Annotated in this window: 15 protein-coding genes and 3 pseudogenes; 8 read left to right on the top strand and 10 right to left on the bottom strand. The window is 64.5% G+C overall.

The window, feature by feature from the left end:
- A pseudogene (locus ATI53_RS21085) lies at positions 1-378 on the bottom strand (transposase); the annotation flags it as partial.
- A gap of 72 nt (positions 379-450) precedes the next feature.
- On the opposite strand from ATI53_RS21085, the pseudogene ATI53_RS24535 reads away from it, so the two are divergent.
- A pseudogene (locus tag ATI53_RS24535) lies at positions 451-612 on the top strand (integrase core domain-containing protein); the annotation flags it as partial.
- 20 nt (positions 613-632) lie between these two features.
- Here ATI53_RS24535 and ATI53_RS21075 read toward each other — a convergent pair.
- Positions 633-2,873: an ATP-binding protein gene (locus tag ATI53_RS21075; RefSeq protein WP_170134638.1), complete on the bottom strand. Its 2,241-nt coding sequence runs from the start codon at positions 2,871-2,873 to the stop codon at positions 633-635.
- A gap of 168 nt (positions 2,874-3,041) precedes the next feature.
- On the opposite strand from ATI53_RS21075, the gene ATI53_RS23725 reads away from it, so the two are divergent.
- The 3 genes from ATI53_RS23725 to ATI53_RS21065 are packed head-to-tail and all read left to right on the top strand — an operon-like array spanning position 3,042 to position 4,393.
- A complete protein-coding gene (locus tag ATI53_RS23725; protein WP_190324001.1) occupies positions 3,042-3,215 on the top strand; it encodes a hypothetical protein in 174 nt (57 codons plus the stop codon).
- A 21-nt stretch (positions 3,216-3,236) separates the two neighbouring features.
- The gene (locus ATI53_RS23720; protein WP_111551300.1) at positions 3,237-3,470 is read left to right on the top strand and encodes a hypothetical protein; all 234 of its coding nucleotides are present in this window, start codon (positions 3,237-3,239) and stop codon (positions 3,468-3,470) included.
- Entirely contained in the window at positions 3,470-4,393 is a 924-nt protein-coding gene (locus ATI53_RS21065; protein WP_111551299.1) for a type 2 periplasmic-binding domain-containing protein, read from the top strand. Before ATI53_RS23720 ends, ATI53_RS21065 begins: the two co-directional genes overlap by 1 nt.
- 72 nt (positions 4,394-4,465) lie before the next feature.
- Here the strand turns inward: ATI53_RS21065 and ATI53_RS21060 are convergent, their stop codons facing one another.
- The 5 genes from ATI53_RS21060 to ATI53_RS23485 form a co-directional block, all read right to left on the bottom strand.
- Positions 4,466-5,260, bottom strand: coding sequence for a gamma-glutamyl-gamma-aminobutyrate hydrolase family protein (locus ATI53_RS21060; RefSeq protein WP_111551298.1), 795 nt, complete (start codon positions 5,258-5,260; stop codon positions 4,466-4,468).
- Complete coding sequence (locus ATI53_RS21055) at positions 5,215-6,183, bottom strand: amidoligase family protein (RefSeq protein WP_034451849.1); 969 nt, start codon at positions 6,181-6,183, stop codon at positions 5,215-5,217. The genes ATI53_RS21060 and ATI53_RS21055 overlap by 46 nt, the downstream gene beginning before the upstream one ends.
- Entirely contained in the window at positions 6,167-7,945 is a 1,779-nt protein-coding gene (locus ATI53_RS21050) for a sensor histidine kinase (protein ID WP_111551302.1), read from the bottom strand. The genes ATI53_RS21055 and ATI53_RS21050 overlap by 17 nt, the downstream gene beginning before the upstream one ends.
- A 173-nt stretch (positions 7,946-8,118) precedes the next feature.
- Positions 8,119-8,673, bottom strand: a complete 555-nt coding sequence (locus ATI53_RS21045; RefSeq protein ID WP_009503441.1) for an RNA polymerase sigma factor — start codon at positions 8,671-8,673, stop codon at positions 8,119-8,121.
- Complete coding sequence (locus ATI53_RS23485) at positions 8,670-8,834, bottom strand: NepR family anti-sigma factor (protein ID WP_009503440.1); 165 nt, start codon at positions 8,832-8,834, stop codon at positions 8,670-8,672. The genes ATI53_RS21045 and ATI53_RS23485 overlap by 4 nt, the downstream gene beginning before the upstream one ends.
- Before the next feature lie 116 nt (positions 8,835-8,950).
- Between ATI53_RS23485 and ATI53_RS21040 the strand changes: the two genes are divergently transcribed.
- Positions 8,951-9,751, top strand: coding sequence for a response regulator (locus tag ATI53_RS21040; RefSeq protein WP_009503439.1), 801 nt, complete (start codon positions 8,951-8,953; stop codon positions 9,749-9,751).
- Between the two features lie 106 nt (positions 9,752-9,857).
- Here the strand turns inward: ATI53_RS21040 and ATI53_RS21035 are convergent, their stop codons facing one another.
- Together ATI53_RS21035 and ATI53_RS21030 are read right to left on the bottom strand one after the other, a co-directional pair.
- Positions 9,858-10,046 (bottom strand): hypothetical protein, encoded by a 189-nt coding sequence (locus ATI53_RS21035; RefSeq protein WP_146609986.1) that lies wholly within the window; start codon positions 10,044-10,046, stop codon positions 9,858-9,860.
- A 308-nt stretch (positions 10,047-10,354) separates the two neighbouring features.
- The gene (locus tag ATI53_RS21030; protein WP_111551297.1) at positions 10,355-10,651 is read right to left on the bottom strand and encodes a hypothetical protein; all 297 of its coding nucleotides are present in this window, start codon (positions 10,649-10,651) and stop codon (positions 10,355-10,357) included.
- Between the two features lie 425 nt (positions 10,652-11,076).
- Here ATI53_RS21030 and ileS point away from each other — a divergent pair, with 425 nt between their 5' ends.
- The 3 genes from ileS to ATI53_RS21015 all read left to right on the top strand — a co-directional run bounded on the left by ileS (position 11,077) and on the right by ATI53_RS21015 (position 16,467).
- Positions 11,077-14,046, top strand: coding sequence for an isoleucine--tRNA ligase (gene ileS, locus ATI53_RS21025; RefSeq protein WP_111551296.1), 2,970 nt, complete (start codon positions 11,077-11,079; stop codon positions 14,044-14,046).
- Between the two features lie 288 nt (positions 14,047-14,334).
- Positions 14,335-15,102 carry a uroporphyrinogen-III C-methyltransferase gene (gene cobA / locus ATI53_RS21020; RefSeq protein ID WP_009503434.1) on the top strand — a complete coding sequence of 256 codons (768 nt, stop codon included), beginning with the start codon at positions 14,335-14,337 and terminating at the stop codon, positions 15,100-15,102.
- Between the two features lie 108 nt (positions 15,103-15,210).
- A complete protein-coding gene (locus ATI53_RS21015) occupies positions 15,211-16,467 on the top strand; it encodes a malonyl-CoA decarboxylase (RefSeq protein WP_009503433.1) in 1,257 nt (418 codons plus the stop codon).
- A gap of 17 nt (positions 16,468-16,484) precedes the next feature.
- On the opposite strand, the pseudogene ATI53_RS21010 reads toward ATI53_RS21015, so the two are convergent.
- A pseudogene (locus ATI53_RS21010) lies at positions 16,485-16,585 on the bottom strand (IS481 family transposase); the annotation flags it as partial.

The raw sequence follows: 16,585 nt of genomic DNA, 5'->3' as shown, positions 1-16,585 counted from the left end.
CGCCGAGGGGCGGACCATCTTGCGATCAGCCCCCGAAATCCGGCACGCCCGACACTCCGACACTCCGACACTCCGACCAGGGCCTTCAGCTGCGCAACTGCCTCGCGCTTCACCGCAGGCGTCACCCCTTTGTTGAAACCAGTTCCTTTATCGCCGCCAGATCCAGCATCTGCTCGGCCAGCAGCTTCCAGAGCTTTGCGTTCTCGTCCTCCAGCGCTTTCAGCCGCTTGGCTTCCGAAACCGTCATGCCACCAAATTTGGCTCTCCAGTTATAGAACGTGCCTTCCGACATGCCGTGCTAGCGGCACACTTCGCGCCAGCCTCGTGCCCAGCCAAGATGCCGATGATCTGTTCGTCCGTAAATCTTGTTCGCTTCATTGGCCGTCCTCAAGTTAGGACGGGCTCTGATCAACGGGCGGAAAAACCCCCTGGCAGGTCCCGAGGCTCAGGAAATGGATCGAGTTCTACAATCACAAGCGCCCGCATTCCTCACTTGGCGGCAAACCACCCGCCGTGATCTACCGGCACAAAATTGAAACAACAAACCCCCGATCAGCCGATGAAAAGAGTAGCTTGATTTACGCCGGAAACTGTCCAGAAAATGGGCCGTAGCTCAGATCCGCGGGACAGGTTCAGCCAAACACCTCGATCCGTTGAGGTTCCGGCGTCGTTACCGACGGCAGCGTAAAGCGGAAGGCGGTGCCGCGCCCTTCGCCGGATCTGATCTCGATACGGCCGCCGCGCAGTTCGACCTGTCGCTTGACCATCGCCAACCCCATGCCGCTGCCTTCGACCCGATCGCGCGGCTGGAGCGTTTCGAACATCCGCAGCACGCGTTGGTGAAATTCGGGGCGAATGCCGGGGCCGTCGTCGGCCACCTCGAACACCTGCTGACCGTCGTCGTATTCCGTCGAAATCCGGATCCTCCCGGCGCCGCGATCATGGTGTTTTATCGCATTGGAAACCAGGTTGAGAAGGATATTCTTCAACGGCATCATCTCAACGTCCAGTTCCTTCATCTTATCCGAAGTCTCGATTTCAAAGCCCTCGGGAACGTCGCACAGCCCGACCACCTCATGCACCAGCGCGGCCCCCGACACGACATCGGACGTGCCCTCGACGCGCCCGATGCGGGAATAGTCGAGCAGATCGTCAAGCAGGCGTTCCATGCGCTGGATACGCGAGCGCATCATCTTGAAATTATTCGCGGTTTCCGCGTCGATCGTGCCCTCGAAATCGTCTTCGATCCAGCCGGATATGTTCCTGATCGCGCGCAACGGTGCCTTGAGGTCGTGCGAGGCGCCGTGGGCGAAGTTATCAAGATCATGGTTCGAACGTTCCAGTTCCTCACGTTGCTTTTCCAAGGCGGCATAGGCGGTTTGAAGCTCCGCCTCCGCCGCCTTGCGTTCGGATACGTCGCGGAAGATCCCGACCAGAGAGGTGCCGCCGTCCGCATCGATCTGGCTCAGCGACACTTCCATTTCAAAGCTCTCGCCGGTCTTGCGATGCCCCTTAACGTCGAAATGCCCGGGGGGGCGCGGGCCAGCGTCGTCGGCGTCGGCCAAAGCGGGCGCGACCAGGACATCACCGCCTTCGATGATCGACGGAAGCAGCGTGTTGAGATGCAGTCCGATCAGATCGTTGGTATCCAGACGGAACATCTGTTCCATCACGACATTCGCGCTTTCGATAAAGCCGTGCTGATCGGCGGTGATGATCCCGCTGGGCGCGTTTTCCAGCAGTGACGTCAGCTTGGCATGGGTCGACGACAGCGCCAGCGAGGTGATGCGGAACCGCTCTACCGCCTGTTCCAGTTCACCGACTTCATCAGAGGCCAACTTTCTGACCGGGTGTTCGAATGCCCCGTCCGCAAGAATGCGCGCGCTGCCGACCAGCTGTTCGATACGGGCAAAAAGATTGCGTTCGATGAGCATCCAGAAGATGGCGACCCCACCGACCCAGGCCAGGCTGGTGACCAGCAGGTCGATCTGGCGCGTGGACCGTGTGGTGACACGGTTCCGGGCCGCCAGCGCGCGGAAATCCGCCACGGCCGCGCCGGTCAGCCCTTCGGTTTCGACCACGAGCTTTTGCAGCAGCGCATTCGCCCTTTCGCTCGCCCCGAGCTTTTCCGCGTTAAGCGCCTCCAGCGCGTGGAATAGGTTGAATACCCCCTCTGCCCCCACCATCGCCCGCTTGTGGGCCAGAAATTCGGCCGCAAGCACCCGGCGCGTCTCGGACGCCGGCATGCGCCCCAGATGCGTTGCGATGACGTCGGTTTCGCGCAGGAAAATCGGTTTGAGATGAAAGCTCTCGCCGGCCAGGCGCATGCCCATGTCATGCGTCGTCGCGCGCAACGCGCCGATCCCCGAAGTCATCCGCGCCACGCCCGCCAACGTCGCGAGCGTGGCCTGCATCCGTGGCATCGCATCCCGTTGGCCGGTGATTTGCGACAATTCCAGCGCCAACTGCGCCTGTTCGGTTTCAAGCGCCCAGACAAGGCTGTCCAGCCGCATGGTTTCCCGCGCAATCCGTTGTCCGATTTCATCGCGTTCCCGTACGATCCGGGTCTGAAGCGCCAAAATCCTGCCAAGCGCGGCAAGCAGGTCGTCGACCTCTAGGTCGAACCGCGCCTTCGCGGACTTCTTCAGGACATCGACATGCGCCTGCAATGCGATCAGATCCGTTTCGCTATCGGCCTTTTCTATCAGCGACGAGGTGCGGCGGAAATCCTGCACCAGTTCGGGCACCGATCTTGCGGCCTCGATGACCGGCGTCGAGCGTTCCAGCAGATCCCGCGCGCGCTGTTCGGTCAGGCTTAGAAAGTAGCTTTTGACACCCAGTCCAAGAACGCTGATGGCCAGGCACAGCGCCATCAGGACTCTCAATCGCCGCAAAAGCGATCCCGTTCGTTTCAACTGCAGGTTTTTCATGCCCATCCCAGCGCAAGGTCATCCGCGGATTTTCCACCGTAGTCATTAAAACCTTGCAAATGTTTTCACTCCAAAGATGAGTGCATCTTTCGGCTTTTAGGGTTTTTCACGTTGCATCGCAGAACATTCCTGTCGGGGGCTTCGGCCTGGATCGTGGCACCGGCGGCGGGCGCGCCGGCACTCGCACCCATGATCGACAAGCTCGGGCGCCCGCTGCGCCTGCTCGTGCCAGACGGATCGCAAGCCAACGTGGCGCCCGTGATGCAAAGCTTTCAATCAACCTAAGGGTGCAAGGTCAAGAGTGTCGTGACCGATACCGACGGCATCAACGCCACCGTCACGCTCGAAGCGATCCTGCCCGAGCTTGGCATCGACATCGCCCTGCCCGCCACCTTCGGCATTCCCGACCTGTGTGAGGCCGACGCGATCCTGCCAATGGACGGGCTGGCGGGCCGTCCGGCGCATCCGCGCTGTGGCAAAGGGGTGATCGGTATGACAACCGGCGCAGGGGCTTTCAAACCGACGACGACGTCTATCTGATGTTCTATCATCGCGACCGGCTTGAGGATGCGACAGAGTGGGCGCGCTACGCCGACCAGACCGGCACCCCGCGGGATATCCCCCTGACATGGGAAACACCGGACCGGCAGATGGCCTTCTTTCATCGCCCGAACGAGGGCCGGTTCGGCGGATGCCTGTTTCGCACTGCGTCCTATGCAGCCTGGGAATGGTGGGCGCGGTTTCACGCGCTGCGCGGATTGCCCTTCGATGACGACGGCATGGCGGCGATCCTGAACGATGCGGGCATCGGTGCGCTTGAGGCGATGATTGCCAGCAGCGCCCACCTGACCGGCTCTGATCTGGCGCTGTTCGACAACTGGGCGCGCTACAATCGCGGCGACATCTATGCCAATATCGGCTGGGGCGGTACGCAGAAGGCACTGAACCGGCGTGGCGCGGGTCTGCGCGGGCGCGTCGCGCATGGGCCGCTTCCGGGCGGCAAAGACCTGCCGCTTGCCTGTTTCAACTGGGGGTGGAGCTATGTCATCGCGCGAAACTGCCCGGCGCCAGAGCTGGCCTATGCGTTTTGCAGGCACGCCGTGTCACCCGGACCGTCGAGCGATACGGTCGCCGCGCCTGAAGGGGTCTTCGATCCGTTCCGTCCCGAACACTACGCGGCCCCCCGAATCATCGACGCCTACGGCCCGTCGTTTCTGGCCGAACATCGCAAGGCCATGGCCGATCCGATCCCCGATCTGTATATCGCCCGGCGCAACGAGGATTTCGAAAGCCTGACCATGTGGCTTTTGCGCGCCCTTGCCCGCCAGTCCGATCCGGAAACGGCGCTGCGCAACATCGCCGCAAGGTGGAACATCATCACCGAACAGGTCGGAGCCGATCAGCAGCGCGACCGATGGCTGAACCTGCGCGCCACCTACCCGGATCGCTTCGTGAGGACATGAACGGGGTGTGTCCTGAGGGCCGCTACGGGCTTGCAAGCCCCCCGACCAGAGCGCGGCGGGCCGTGCTGCCCCTTACCCCCACCCCCGCGCATCGTCCTGGCGCGCCTCTTCGCGGGCCGCGTCCAGCTGGGCATCGCTGCCCGCCGCCGTCCGCCCGGCCCGCGCCGCCGCCACGAGCGATCGGAACAGACGCCGGTGCGCACGGCGATACACAAGGTGTTCAGGGTGCCATTGAACCCCCAGCGCGAACGGGTCGGTCATGCGCTCGATGGCCTGCACCATGCCGCCTTCGTCGCGCGCCGCGACCCGCAGCCCGTCGCCAAGCACATCCACCGCCTGGGAATGCAGCGCGTTGACATAAAGGCACGACGCCTTGGCCGACCGGGCCAGCAGCGTCTCATCGTCGATCTGAACGCGCTTGCGCGGCAACACCGTGCGGACATAGCGGCTGTCTTCGTAGACACCATAGGCATCCTGATGCAGCGTGCCGCCCAGCACCACGTTCAGCATCTGCGAGCCGCGGCAGATTCCAAGGACCGGCAGGCCGCGGTCGAACGCGCCGCGCAGAATCGCTTGTTCAAGCGCGTCGCGCGCCGGATCAAGGCGAACGCCGACACGCAGCTCTCCACCATATAGCGTGGGCGCGATGTCGTCGCCCCCGCCGATCACCACCCCGTCGACGCTGTCGAGGTCGACCGTGCGATACCCCGTCTGCCAGCGCAGCGCTCGCCCGCCCGCAAGCCATACCGCAAGGCGCATCAGCGGAAACACCCGCCAGCCCGACTTGCGCGATACCGTCACACCGATCAGCGGGCGTGCCGTCACAAACCTGCCTCGCCCAGCATCCTGGCGACCGTGCCTGCCCATTCCGGGCGCAGCGACGTCAGCGAGCCGCGATGGTCGCGCCAGGCCGCGCTCAGGCGGTGCAGCAGCTTGTCATCGCCCGCGACCCGTTCGACCAGAACCCAGCGGTTCCATTCACGCGCCAGCGACCAGTCCGGTTCGTCGATCCGGCAATCCGGCAGCCGCCAGTGAAAGGTCGGTCGGATGCCGATCTGTTCCATGTCCATCGCGCGCGCCACGCGGTCCTTGTCGATCAGCGCAAACAGGCACAACATATCCAGCCCGTGGTTGCGCGACGGAGAAATCCCCAGATAGGCGTCGATCAGCGCCGTCATGTCGGTCGGCGGCTGGCGCGACGCCAGCCGGTCGATCAGGGCGCGGGGATAGGGATCGACCCAGGGCAGCAGACGGCGCGACATGTCAATGTCCGCGACGCGGCGGATGTGATCCTCGATCAGCGCATAGGCGGTCAGGACGGGCATGATGTCGCTGAAGTCAAGCGAGACAGCCTCGGGGTTGAAATGCACGCCAAAGCCCAGCAGCACGCCGCCGGTGGTGCCGGTGGCCCCCGCCCGCGCCAGCGCCACCAGCGCCTCGTCCAGATCCACGATCTGTTCCACCGCGATCGGATCGCTGACAATCTCGACCGGCACGACCACGCGCGCCACGTCGCGCAGGTGGCGGGTCAGCGCGTTGTCGTCCAGCTTGTTCAGCGGGCGGCTGTCCAGATATACTTCGAAACCGCCCAGCCGGGTATCCTTGGCCAACCAGCGGCCTTTGGCCTCTTGTTCGGGGGCGCCCCCCAGCGTGTCGCACAGGATCTGCGCCGCGCGCTCTTCGGTCAGGCCGGAAAATTCGATTTCTATCCCCACCTTGCGGGGGGCGCCCTTGGCGGTTGTCGGACGCGGCAGCGGCTGCACCGCAGGAGGCTCAGAAATCCGGGACATTGGGCACTTGCGTCGGTGTGGTTTCATCGTACTCAAAGGTCTTGAGCTGAAAGGTCACGCGCACGACAAAGCGATCCTGTTCATGCCCATGCTCCAGTGTTCCGCCAAGCTGCGTGGTGAATGCCTGGATCAGGCGGGTGCCCAGCCCATGGGGTTCCACCGCCGGCTTTTCGTCTCTTGGCGAACCCTCTGGCAGGGCCGTGTTGGCGATTTCCAGCGTCGCCTTGCGGGCGCCATCCCCGATGAAGCGCACCGAGACCGAGGCGCCGCCCTCGGTTCCCGAGGGCGCGCCGTATTTCAGCGCATTGGTCAGCGCCTCGGCGGTCAGCAGCGACAATGGCACCGCCTGATCGGGCACGGCTTCGATGTTCTGAAGCTCGGTTTTCACGGTGACCGGCTCGCCCGCGATCTGCGCCATCTGGGTCATCTGCTGCACCAGCTCTTCCAGCAATATGCCGGCATTCACATGACCGAGGTCCTCGGTCTGGTAAAGGTTGCGATGGATGGTGGCGAGGCTGCGGATACGGTCCTGAAGACGTTGCAGCACAAGACGGGTTTCCGGTTCCCGAGACCCGCGGATCTGCATGTTCATGATCGACGAAATCAACTGAAGATTGTTCTTGACCCGATGGTGAACCTCTTTCAGCAGGATGGTCTTTTCCCGCAAGGCGTTTTCCTGGGCCGCCTCGTCGCGCAGAATGCCATCGGCCATGTCCAGGAAATCGTCTTCCATGTCGGCCAGTTCGGCCGGCATTTCCCGATGCCGGCGGGTTTCGGGCACGCGCCGTGTGCGGGCAAAGACGCGCATCCGGCGCGATAAAAGCTTGATGTGGCGGATCACCAGCCGGTTCACCGCGAGGAACGCCACAATCACTGACGCCGCCCACATCAGCAAGGGCAGCGCGCGGGCGATACCGCTGACGGTGATCGCCTGCGCCTGGTCGTTGTCCTCGCTCCAGATGCCGATTGCGGTGATCATGCCCGGCACCAGGGGCGCGGCAGCGTAGACGCGGGTCGCGCCGTCCTTGCTGCGCGCCGCAAAGCTTTGCGCACGCGCGCCGATCAGGCTGGCGAGATCCAGTTCGGCCGGAAGGATGTCCGCCGCCTTGTCCACCCCCCGGCGCGACGACAGGATCTGGCCTTTCGCGTTGATCGTGACAATATCGAGATAGGGGGTCGCCACGGTATCGTTGGAATCCGCGGGCAGCAGCGCCGAAGGCAGCGACAGAACCACATGACCCGCCAGCGTGCCGTCGATGAAAAACGGTTCGGCGACGATGATGACGGACCGGCGGCTGACGGGCGCGCTGCGGTTCAGCCAGGCGGCGGGGCCCGGATCGGCGATCAGTTCCCGCAAGCGGGGAAAATCCGCGATGTCGAGCGCGGTCCCGGTCGAGGTGCAGGGGATGCGCCCGTCGGCGGTCAGCAGCCCGGCAAAGGAATATCCGGGCGAACCTTCCAGATAGGAGGCCAGCCGCGCCGAACAGGTCTGCGCGTCGTCCGCGCCGAACAGGTCCAGCGCCAGCGTGGCCCCAAGCGCCTGCGCCCCACCCTGAGCGCGCAGCACCGTTTCGCGTTCGGCCAGCGCCGCCGCCTCGGTCAGCGCCACCAGCGACAGCTGGGTGCGCAGCCGGGTCTCTTCCTGCAACTTCGTGGTCTGGAACCAAGCGACGACTCCGATCGGCACAAGTGCCAGGGTCAGGAACAGGATCATGCGCGCGGCAAGCCCAAGCGGGCGCATGCGCGGCACTGTATCGGTCATCTTCACCTTGCCCGTCTTTTCTGGCGCGTCCCGGTCACTGCGGGCGCTTGCCTCATCCTTCGGTCTTGCCCGGTGGGCATGGGGGCGAATCGCGGATCCGCCGCCGTCGCGCCGGGGTCAGGCCGCACACTACATACTTGAGGGCCGCTGTCACCTGTACCGTCGGCGCGCCGTCACCTTGCAGACGGGCTGGTCCCCGTCACCACCGCCATCGTCGCCTGATCGGTCATTTCCAGCTTGTCGTCATCGTCAAGCTGAAGCAGTTCTGTCAGCCGGGCCCGGGCGCGATTGACGCGGCTCTTGATGGTGCCGACCGCAACGCCGCAGGTTTCGGCGGCGTCCTCGTAGGAAAACCCCTGCGCGCCCACAAGGATCAGCGCCTCGCGCTGTTCGTCTGTCAGCTTGACGAAGGCACGCCGAAAATCGGCCAGCTGCAACCGCCCGTCATGGGCCGGTTTCTCCGACAGGCTTTCGGTGAACACACCTTCGGCATCAGAGACTTCGCGCCCGGCCTTGCGGCGGTTGGAATAATATGTGTTGCGCAGGATGGTGAACAGCCAAGCGCGCATGTTGGTACCAGGTTCAAAGCTGGCAATCTTGGACCACGCCTTGACCAGCGTGTCCTGCACCATGTCATCGGCGACGGCGCCGTTGCGCGTCAGCGACAGGGAAAACGCCCGGAGGGCGGGCAGGTGCTGGACGATCTCGTCACGGGGATCTGAGCTCATGTGGCGCTGCCTTCGGTGGACGTATCGTCCTGCGATTTCAGTTGCGCGATCAGATCGAGAAACCGGTCGGGGACCTTTTCATCCAGCATATCCTGATAGACGCGCTTCAGGTTCTCATCGATGACCTCTGAATCCTTGTCTTTGCTCCGTGTATGACCCATTTGGTTCCTTGCTCTTTTTTTTCCGCCGCGACATGGCACTATTTTGACTGCATGCGGGAACAAATGCCAGCAGCGGGCGTTTGGTTCCCGAAAAAAGCGAAAAAAGGACAGCACACATGACAACGGGTGACCTGAGTCAGGCCATAGGGACAGCACTTCCATATCTTCGCCGTTACGCGCGGGCACTGACCGGCAGTCAAAGCACCGGCGACAACTACGCCGCAGCGACGCTGGAGGCGATCCTTGCCGACCGCAGCACCGCCGCCGAGGCGTCATCGCCCAAGGCCGGCCTGTTCAAGGTCTTTCACGGAATCTGGGTCAGTACCGGCGCCCCGGTGGTGGACGAAAGCGAAAGCGCCGTCGCCAAGGCGCAGGCGCGGCTGTCGCGGCTGACCACCAACAGCCGCGAGGCGCTGCTGCTGCATTCCATCGAGGACTTCAGCCTGGCCGAGGTCGCCGAGATCATGCAGATCGAGCGCGCCGAAGCCGAACAGCTGGTCATCCTGGCACGTCAGGAGATGGCCGACGCGGTCACGGGCCGCGTCCTTATCATCGAGGACGAGGCGATCATCGCCATGGATCTGGAAAGCATCGTGTCCGATCTGGGCCACAAGGTCACCGGCGTGGCGCGCACCCGCTCTGCCGCCGTGGATCTGGCCGCGTCCGAAACGCCGGACCTTGTGCTGGCCGACATTCAGCTGGCCGACAATTCGTCGGGCATCGACGCGGTGAACGACATCCTCGAATCGCTTGGCGACCGGCCGGTGATCTTTATCACCGCCTTCCCCGAACGGCTGCTGACGGGCGAACGGCCCGAACCGGCCTTCCTGATCTCCAAGCCCTATTCCGAAGAACAGGTGCGCTCGGCGGTCAGTCAGGCGATGTTCTTTTCCTCGACCGAGACGCTACGCGCCTGAGCGCCGCGCCCGAAAAAGCCGCGGCCCCGGACGGGCTCGCGGCTTTTTGCCGGCTGGATTTTCGTGACTGATTGCGGACCGGAATGCTGGCCCGACACGCCGCCCGTCACCGCGCCGCGACGACCTCGGCGGTGTGCGGCGCAGTCTCGAAATCATCGCCGTTCTGGGCCGAATCCAGCACCACCAGCGCGGCAAGCGCCAGCAGCACGGCAAACACCAGCCCCGCGGCACGATCCAATCCGCGAAGATCGGCGACGGGCGGCGGATCCGCGGCAAACGGCCCCGTCGGGGGCATCGAAGCGCGGGCCTGGCAGGGTGCGGCGCGACGGGGCATATCTTGTGTGTTCGAAGACATCTGGCAGCTCGATGTATGATTGTGACCGGAGAGAACCGTTTAAGACCGCCCTTCTGTGCGTCTTTTCGGATGGCTTGTCTTGGGGGAAATCACCGCAATGCGCCGGATGCGCGGCAACCTGCCAGTCGGGCGCTGTTTGCGCCACATTTTGTGACATATCTGTAACAAGGCGCCCTCGGCGGTGCGCCGCGCGCGTCCTGAACCCGACAGTGACAGCCCCGCCCCTGCCGGAGCGGGCCCGCCCCGCGTCAATCGCCCGACCCCGGCACGACAGGATCCTGACCGGTCCCGGCGGGCAGGTCGGCCGTCGGGGCCACACCGTCTTCGGCGGGCGCCATCGCCGCCGGCTGCCCGGTGTCCGGGGCGTCGTCGTTCCCGAACAGGCTGACGCCGATCACCAGCGCCGCCACGATCACCAGCGCGACAACCCAGCCCACGGCGCCGCGCCGCCCTTTGGGCGCCCCCCGGGGGCGGGTGCTTGGGTCGGCGTCGACCTGGGCGCGATAGGCGTCGGATGCGTGCTTCTTCTCATCGTCATAGGCCATATCGGATCTCCTCATCCTGGCATCGGTCCGTTCAGTCCGGGGCGACCCCGGACCTGGTGACGGGATAACCCCGCCACCCCATCCGCGTTGCCTCGCAACCGCGTGAGCGCGGATTTCCGGCACAGCCCCGCCGGAACCCCGCCCCGGCCTCGGCGCCACGCCGCCGCGCCGCGCCGCGGCATCGTGGGAACCGGCAAGGTCTTGCGCATATTCGCCCAAGCGCCCCGGTTTCCCGCCGATGGCACGGGCACTGGACCATGACGGAGCGGGTGCCTATAACGCCGCCATGATGGGCCGTTTCGGAATCCTCTTTCGAATTACCTGCCCGGCGCTCTGATCTCACGAGCCGCCGGGACAAGGCGTATGCTCTCCGCGCGCCGCAGACACCCCCCATCGCCGAAATTCCAGACCTGGGACCGCAGATCATGTGCGCCGACACCACCGACACCACCCTCGTGCCCGATTACAAGGACACGCTGAACCTTCCGAAAACCGATTTTCCGATGCGCGCTGGCCTGCCCAGGCGCGAACCGGAATGGCTTGCCCGTTGGGAACGGATCGGCATCTACGACCGCCTGCGTGACCGCGCCGAGGGGCGCACGCCGTTCACCCTGCACGACGGCCCGCCCTATGCGAACGGCCATTTGCACATCGGCCACGCGCTGAACAAGACGATCAAGGACATGATCGTGCGCTCCCACCAGATGATGGGGCACGAGGCGCGCTATGTTCCGGGCTGGGATTGCCACGGCCTGCCCATCGAATGGAAGATCGAAGAGCAGTACCGCAAGAAGGGCAAGAACAAGGACGATGTGCCGGTGGTCGATTTCCGTCAGGAATGCCGCCGTTTTGCCGAAGGCTGGATCGACATCCAGCGCGATGAATTCAAGCGCCTCGGCATCACCGGCAACTGGGCCGATCCGTACCTCACGATGGATTTCCACGCCGAGCGCGTCATCGCCGAGGAATTCATGAAATTCCTGATGACCGGCACGCTGTATCAGGGATCGAAACCCGTGATGTGGTCGCCGGTCGAAAAGACCGCGCTGGCCGAGGCCGAGATCGAATACCACGACCACCAGAGCCACACGATCTGGGTTCCGTTCATGGTATTTTCGGAAGATGCCCCGCAAGGCATGCAGTCGCCGGACGACGCCCCGGAGGATTTCGGCGACCTGATCCATGCGAAAGTCGTCATCTGGACGACGACACCGTGGACAATCCCTTCCAACAAGGCGGTCGCTTACAACCCGAAGATCGCTTACGGGCTTTATGAGATTACCGGAACGCCTGAAGAATGCTGGGTGAAAGTCGGCGAACGCTTCCTCTTCGCGGACGCTCTGGCGGAAGATGCACTGAGCAAGGCCCGCCTCGAACCTTCCATGTACAAACGTGTTCGTGACGTGGCGGCGGAAGAGCTCGGCAGACTTGGTTTGAAACACCCCTTCGCCGGCCTCGAAGGCGCGGATGGCTTCTGGGATTATGCCGTCCCCATGATCGATGGCGACCACGTCACTGACGATGCGGGCACCGGCTTTGTGCATACCGCGCCCAGCCACGGCGCGGATGACTATGAATGCTTCGTCAAGCGGGGCTGGATCGACCGGATGACCCACAACGTGGGCGAGGAGTCCGAATTCCTGCCGCATGTGCCGTTCTTTGCCGGGCTTCAGGTGTTCGACCGCAAGGGCAAGGAGGGCAAGGCCAACCCTGCCGTCATCGCCAAGCTGGTCGAGGCGGGCGGCATCATCGCGCGCGGACGGGTGAAACATTCCTACCCGCATTCCTGGCGCTCCAAGGCGCCGGTGATCTTCCGCAACACGCCGCAATGGTTCGCCAGCATCGACCGCCCGGTGGGCGACGGGCAGGACGATTACGGTACCACGATCCGGCAGCGCGCGCTGTACAGCATCGACCAGCTGGTCAAGTTCACCCCGCAGACGGGGCGCAACCGGCTGTTCTCGATGATCGAAACGCGGCCCGACTGGGTGCTGTCGCGCCAGCGCGCCTGGGGTGTACCGCTGACCTGTTTCGTGAAAAAGGGCGCCCTGCCCACCGACCCCGATTTCCTGCTGCGCGATGCATCGGTCAATGCCCGCATCGTCGAGGCGTTCGAAGCCGAAGGCGCGGACGCCTGGTATCAGGACGGCGCCAGGGAACGGTTCATCGGCGACGCCGCCAACCCCGACGATTACGAACAGGTGTTCGACGTGCTCGACGTGTGGTTCGATTCCGGCTCAACCCATTCGTTTGTGCTGCGCGACCGCCCCGATGGCACGGCGGACGGCATCGCGGATGTCTACATGGAAGGCACCGACCAGCATCGCGGATGGTTCCATTCGTCCATGTTGCAGGGCTGCGGCACCATGGGTCGCGCGCCCTATCGCAACGTGGTGACGCACGGGTTCACGCTGGACGAGAAGGGCAACAAGATGTCCAAGTCGCTTGGCAACACCGTCGCCCCCGAGGATGTCATCAAGCAATACGGCGCCGACATCCTGCGGCTTTGGGTGGCGCAGGCGGATTACACCGCCGACCAGCGCATCGGGCCGGAAATCCTCAAGGGCACCGCTGACGGCTACCGCCGCCTGCGCAACACCATGCGCTTCATGCTGGGCGCGCTGGGGCATTTCAGCGAAACCGACCGGGTCGAGGCGAAAGACATGCCCGAACTGGAATCCTGGGTGCTGCACCGCCTGGCCGAACTGGATACGCTGGTGCGCGAAGGCTACCGCGCGTTCGATTTTCAAAGGGTGTTTCAGGCGATCTTCAACTTCTGCACCATCGACCTGTCGGCGTTCTATTTCGACATCCGCAAGGACGCGCTGTATTGCGATGGCGACACCGAACGCCGCCGCGCCGCCCGCACGGTGATGGATCTGCTGTTCCACCGGCTGACCACTTGGCTTGCGCCCGTGCTGCCGTTCACCATGGAAGACGTCTGGCTGGACCGGTTCCCGGGTGACGACAGCTCGGTGCATCTGCAGGACTTTCCCGAAACACCGGCGGACTGGCTGGATGCGCCGCTCGCGGCAAAATGGACCAAAGTCCGCGCCGCGCGCCGCGCAGTGACGGCGGCGCTGGAAATCCAGCGCACCGACAAGGTCATCGGTGCCTCGCTTGAAGCGGCGCCCGTGGTGCATGTCGAAGACGCCGCCATGCTGGAGGCGCTGAAATCGGTCGCCTTCGAGGATCTGTGCATCACATCCGACATCAAGCTGACCGCCGATCCCGCCCCGTCCGAGGCGTTCCGCATGACGGAGGTGCCCGGCGTCGGCGTGGTGTTCGAAAAGGCGATGGGCCAGAAATGCCAGCGGTGCTGGAAGATCCTGCCCGATGTGGGCACGCACGCGCATCCCGGCACCTGCGGGCGCTGCGACACGGCGCTTGGCTGACGGCGGCGGGGCTGCGAAATGCAAGGGGGCCGTCCCTTTGCATTTCGCCCCGAAATCGGGCATTGGGGCGAAAAACCGGCATCTCTGCGCGGCGCATACCGGCATCGCGCAAGAATTCCTTGAAATGACGCGCCACTTTCTGCTCTGAACAAAATCATCGTCCCGGCAATGGCGCCGGGGCACTCCCGACATCGGGAAACCTGAGCAAAGCTGCTCGATACGTTGCATCCCTCATTGCGACGCGTCGGCAGCTTTTTTTGTGTTTGGCCCCCTCTGCGGAGACCCGTGATGATGACGCGAAAGACTGGACATATCGCCCTTGTCGGGGCCGGGCCCGGTGCCAGGGATCTGCTGACCCTGCGCGCGCTGAACCGCATCCAAAGCGCGGACCTCGTGCTGTTCGACCGGCTGGTCGATCCCGACATCGTCGAACTGGCGCGCGACGGCGCCGAACGGATCTATGTGGGCAAGGAGGTGGGCCGCTGCGCCTGGCCGCAGGGGCGCATCGACCGGCTGATCGTCGCCAAAGCCAAACTGGGGCTACGCGTGGTTCGGCTGAAATCCGGCGACCCGTCGGTGTTCGGGCGCGCCTGCGAAGAGATCACCGCCGCCCGCGCCGCTGGCATCGAGATCGAGATCGTGCCCGGCGTGACCGCCGCCTCTGCCGCCGCCGCGTCGATCGCGCGCCCGCTGACAGAGCGCGGCGAAACCGACAGCTTCGTGCTGACCACCGGCACCGCCCGCCCCGGCGACGCCGCCCCCGACCGCGCACGCCTGGCCCATCCGGGAACCTCGATGGCGTTTTACATGGCGGTGCAGCGCGCCGGCGAGGTGCAGGCCGACCTGCTTGCCGCAGGGGCACCGGCCGCCTGCCCCGTCGACATCGTGGAACGCGCCAGCACGCCCACCGAACGCCACATCGCCACCACGCTGGGCCAACTGGCCGAAACCATCGCAACACAGGGGGTAACCAATCCCGCGATCCTGTTCATCCGCTATCCGAAATCGCTGGCCGGCGCGCTTTCGGACACGCCGCGCGGCATCTTTGCGGCCTGACCGGTTGGCGGCCCGATGGGCGCGACCATGTGAAGCGATCCTGCATCAGGGCTTGATTTTCGGCCCCCTCGGGCCGACCTTGAAGGGATCACAGCACGGAGCCTGCACATGTCCCTGCTCGCCGATCTTCTGTCCACCGTCTTCGAACGCCGCGCGCGGATCGGCCCGATCCTGCGGCGCGATCCGCGCAGCACGCAGGCGCTGGTCGCGGACCTGTTGGTCGCCACATCTGAAACCGCGCAGCTTTGGCTGGCACGGCGCATTCTTCAGCGGTTTGCCGAAATGGACGATGCCGCCAAGCTGGATTTTTTCCACCATCTCGCCACCGCGCACACGCTGGACACGCGGACCCTGCGCGCGGCGCTTGACGCGTTCGAATCCGACCCAACCGGGGCCACCTACCGTGGCATCACCTCCGCCTGCGAACCGCCACGGCTGGAACTGATGCGCCGTCTCAACGCGGTTCCGGGCGCCACCGAACGTCTGGTGCGGATGCGCGCCGACTTGCTGCGGCTGGGCGGCAGGGACCCGGTGCTGGGCCAGCTTGACGTCGATATGCGCCACCTGCTGCGCAGCTGGTTCAATCGCGGCTTTCTGGTGCTGCGCCCGATCAGCTGGGAAAGCCCGGCGCATATCCTGGAAAAGATCATCGCCTATGAGGCCGTTCACGCCATCCACAGCTGGTCCGATCTGCGCCGCCGCCTGAAACCCGAGGACCGGCGCTGTTTCGCGTTTTTCCACCCCGCCATGCCGGATGAGCCGCTGATCTTTGTCGAGGTGGCGCTGACACGCGGCATCCCCGGTTCGATCCAGGCGCTGCTGGCCGAGGACCGCGCCCCGCTGCCCCCCGAAGATGCGGACACCGCGGTGTTCTATTCCATTTCAAATTGCCAGCCGGGTCTGGCGGGCATCTCGTTCGGCAACTCTTTGATCAAGCAGGTGGTGGGCGACATCCACGCCGCGCTGCCGGGGCTGAAAACCTTTGTCACGCTGTCTCCGATTCCCGGACTGCTGCGCTGGCTGGGCGCGCAGGATCTGCCGTGGGATGCGGACGACGACAAGGCGATGACCACGCTTGCCGCGCATTACCTGCTGAACGCAAAGCGCGGCGATGGCCAGCCGGTCGATTCGGTGGCGCGCTTCCACCTGGGCAACGGGGCGCGGGTGCAGGCGGTGCATGCGGGCGCGGACCTGTCCGAAAACGGCATGGCCCAATCTGCCGGTGTGATGGTCAACTACCTGTACGACCTGTCGAAAGTCGAACGCTACCACGAAGCCTATGCCGAAACGCACGAGGTGAAGGCCGCGCAAGCCGTCCGGTCGCTTGCCGGGGCGCGCAAGACCGTGCTTGCCCCGGTTGGCTGACGGCGGCCTTGCCGCGCCTAGGTGTTTAGTCCCGGCATCTGGTGGATCGGATTCAGGATGAATCGATCAGGCTCGGAAGTCGAGATCTTGCAGATGTATTCGTAGGGCGTGAGGCCGC

The sequence above is a fragment of the Salipiger aestuarii genome, assembly GCF_003259905.1.
GTDB classification, from domain to species: domain Bacteria; phylum Pseudomonadota; class Alphaproteobacteria; order Rhodobacterales; family Rhodobacteraceae; genus Salipiger; species Salipiger aestuarii.
The sequence above is the reverse complement of the archived record's forward strand: the minus strand, read 5'-3'. Positions and strand labels throughout refer to the sequence as shown.

Excerpts from the sequence above, each read along its gene's own strand:
- ATI53_RS21050 (WP_111551302.1), bottom strand. The coding sequence starts at position 7,945 with ATGACCGATACAGTGCCGCGCATGCGCCCGCTTGGGCTTGCCGCGCGC.
- ATI53_RS23485 (WP_009503440.1), bottom strand. The coding sequence starts at position 8,834 with ATGGGTCATACACGGAGCAAAGACAAGGATTCAGAGGTCATCGATGAG.
- ileS (WP_111551296.1), top strand. The coding sequence starts at position 11,077 with ATGTGCGCCGACACCACCGACACCACCCTCGTGCCCGATTACAAGGAC.
- cobA (WP_009503434.1), top strand. The coding sequence starts at position 14,335 with ATGATGACGCGAAAGACTGGACATATCGCCCTTGTCGGGGCCGGGCCC.
- ATI53_RS21075 (WP_170134638.1), bottom strand. The coding sequence starts at position 2,873 with ATGGCGCTGTGCCTGGCCATCAGCGTTCTTGGACTGGGTGTCAAAAGC.
- ATI53_RS21060 (WP_111551298.1), bottom strand. The coding sequence starts at position 5,260 with ATGGGCAGGCACGGTCGCCAGGATGCTGGGCGAGGCAGGTTTGTGACG.
- ATI53_RS21055 (WP_034451849.1), bottom strand. The coding sequence starts at position 6,183 with ATGTCCCGGATTTCTGAGCCTCCTGCGGTGCAGCCGCTGCCGCGTCCG.
- ATI53_RS21030 (WP_111551297.1), bottom strand. The coding sequence starts at position 10,651 with ATGGCCTATGACGATGAGAAGAAGCACGCATCCGACGCCTATCGCGCC.
- ATI53_RS21045 (WP_009503441.1), bottom strand. The coding sequence starts at position 8,673 with ATGAGCTCAGATCCCCGTGACGAGATCGTCCAGCACCTGCCCGCCCTC.
- ATI53_RS21040 (WP_009503439.1), top strand. The coding sequence starts at position 8,951 with ATGACAACGGGTGACCTGAGTCAGGCCATAGGGACAGCACTTCCATAT.
- ATI53_RS21015 (WP_009503433.1), top strand. The coding sequence starts at position 15,211 with ATGTCCCTGCTCGCCGATCTTCTGTCCACCGTCTTCGAACGCCGCGCG.
- ATI53_RS21035 (WP_146609986.1), bottom strand. The coding sequence starts at position 10,046 with ATGCCCCCGACGGGGCCGTTTGCCGCGGATCCGCCGCCCGTCGCCGAT.
- ATI53_RS21065 (WP_111551299.1), top strand. The coding sequence starts at position 3,470 with ATGTTCTATCATCGCGACCGGCTTGAGGATGCGACAGAGTGGGCGCGC.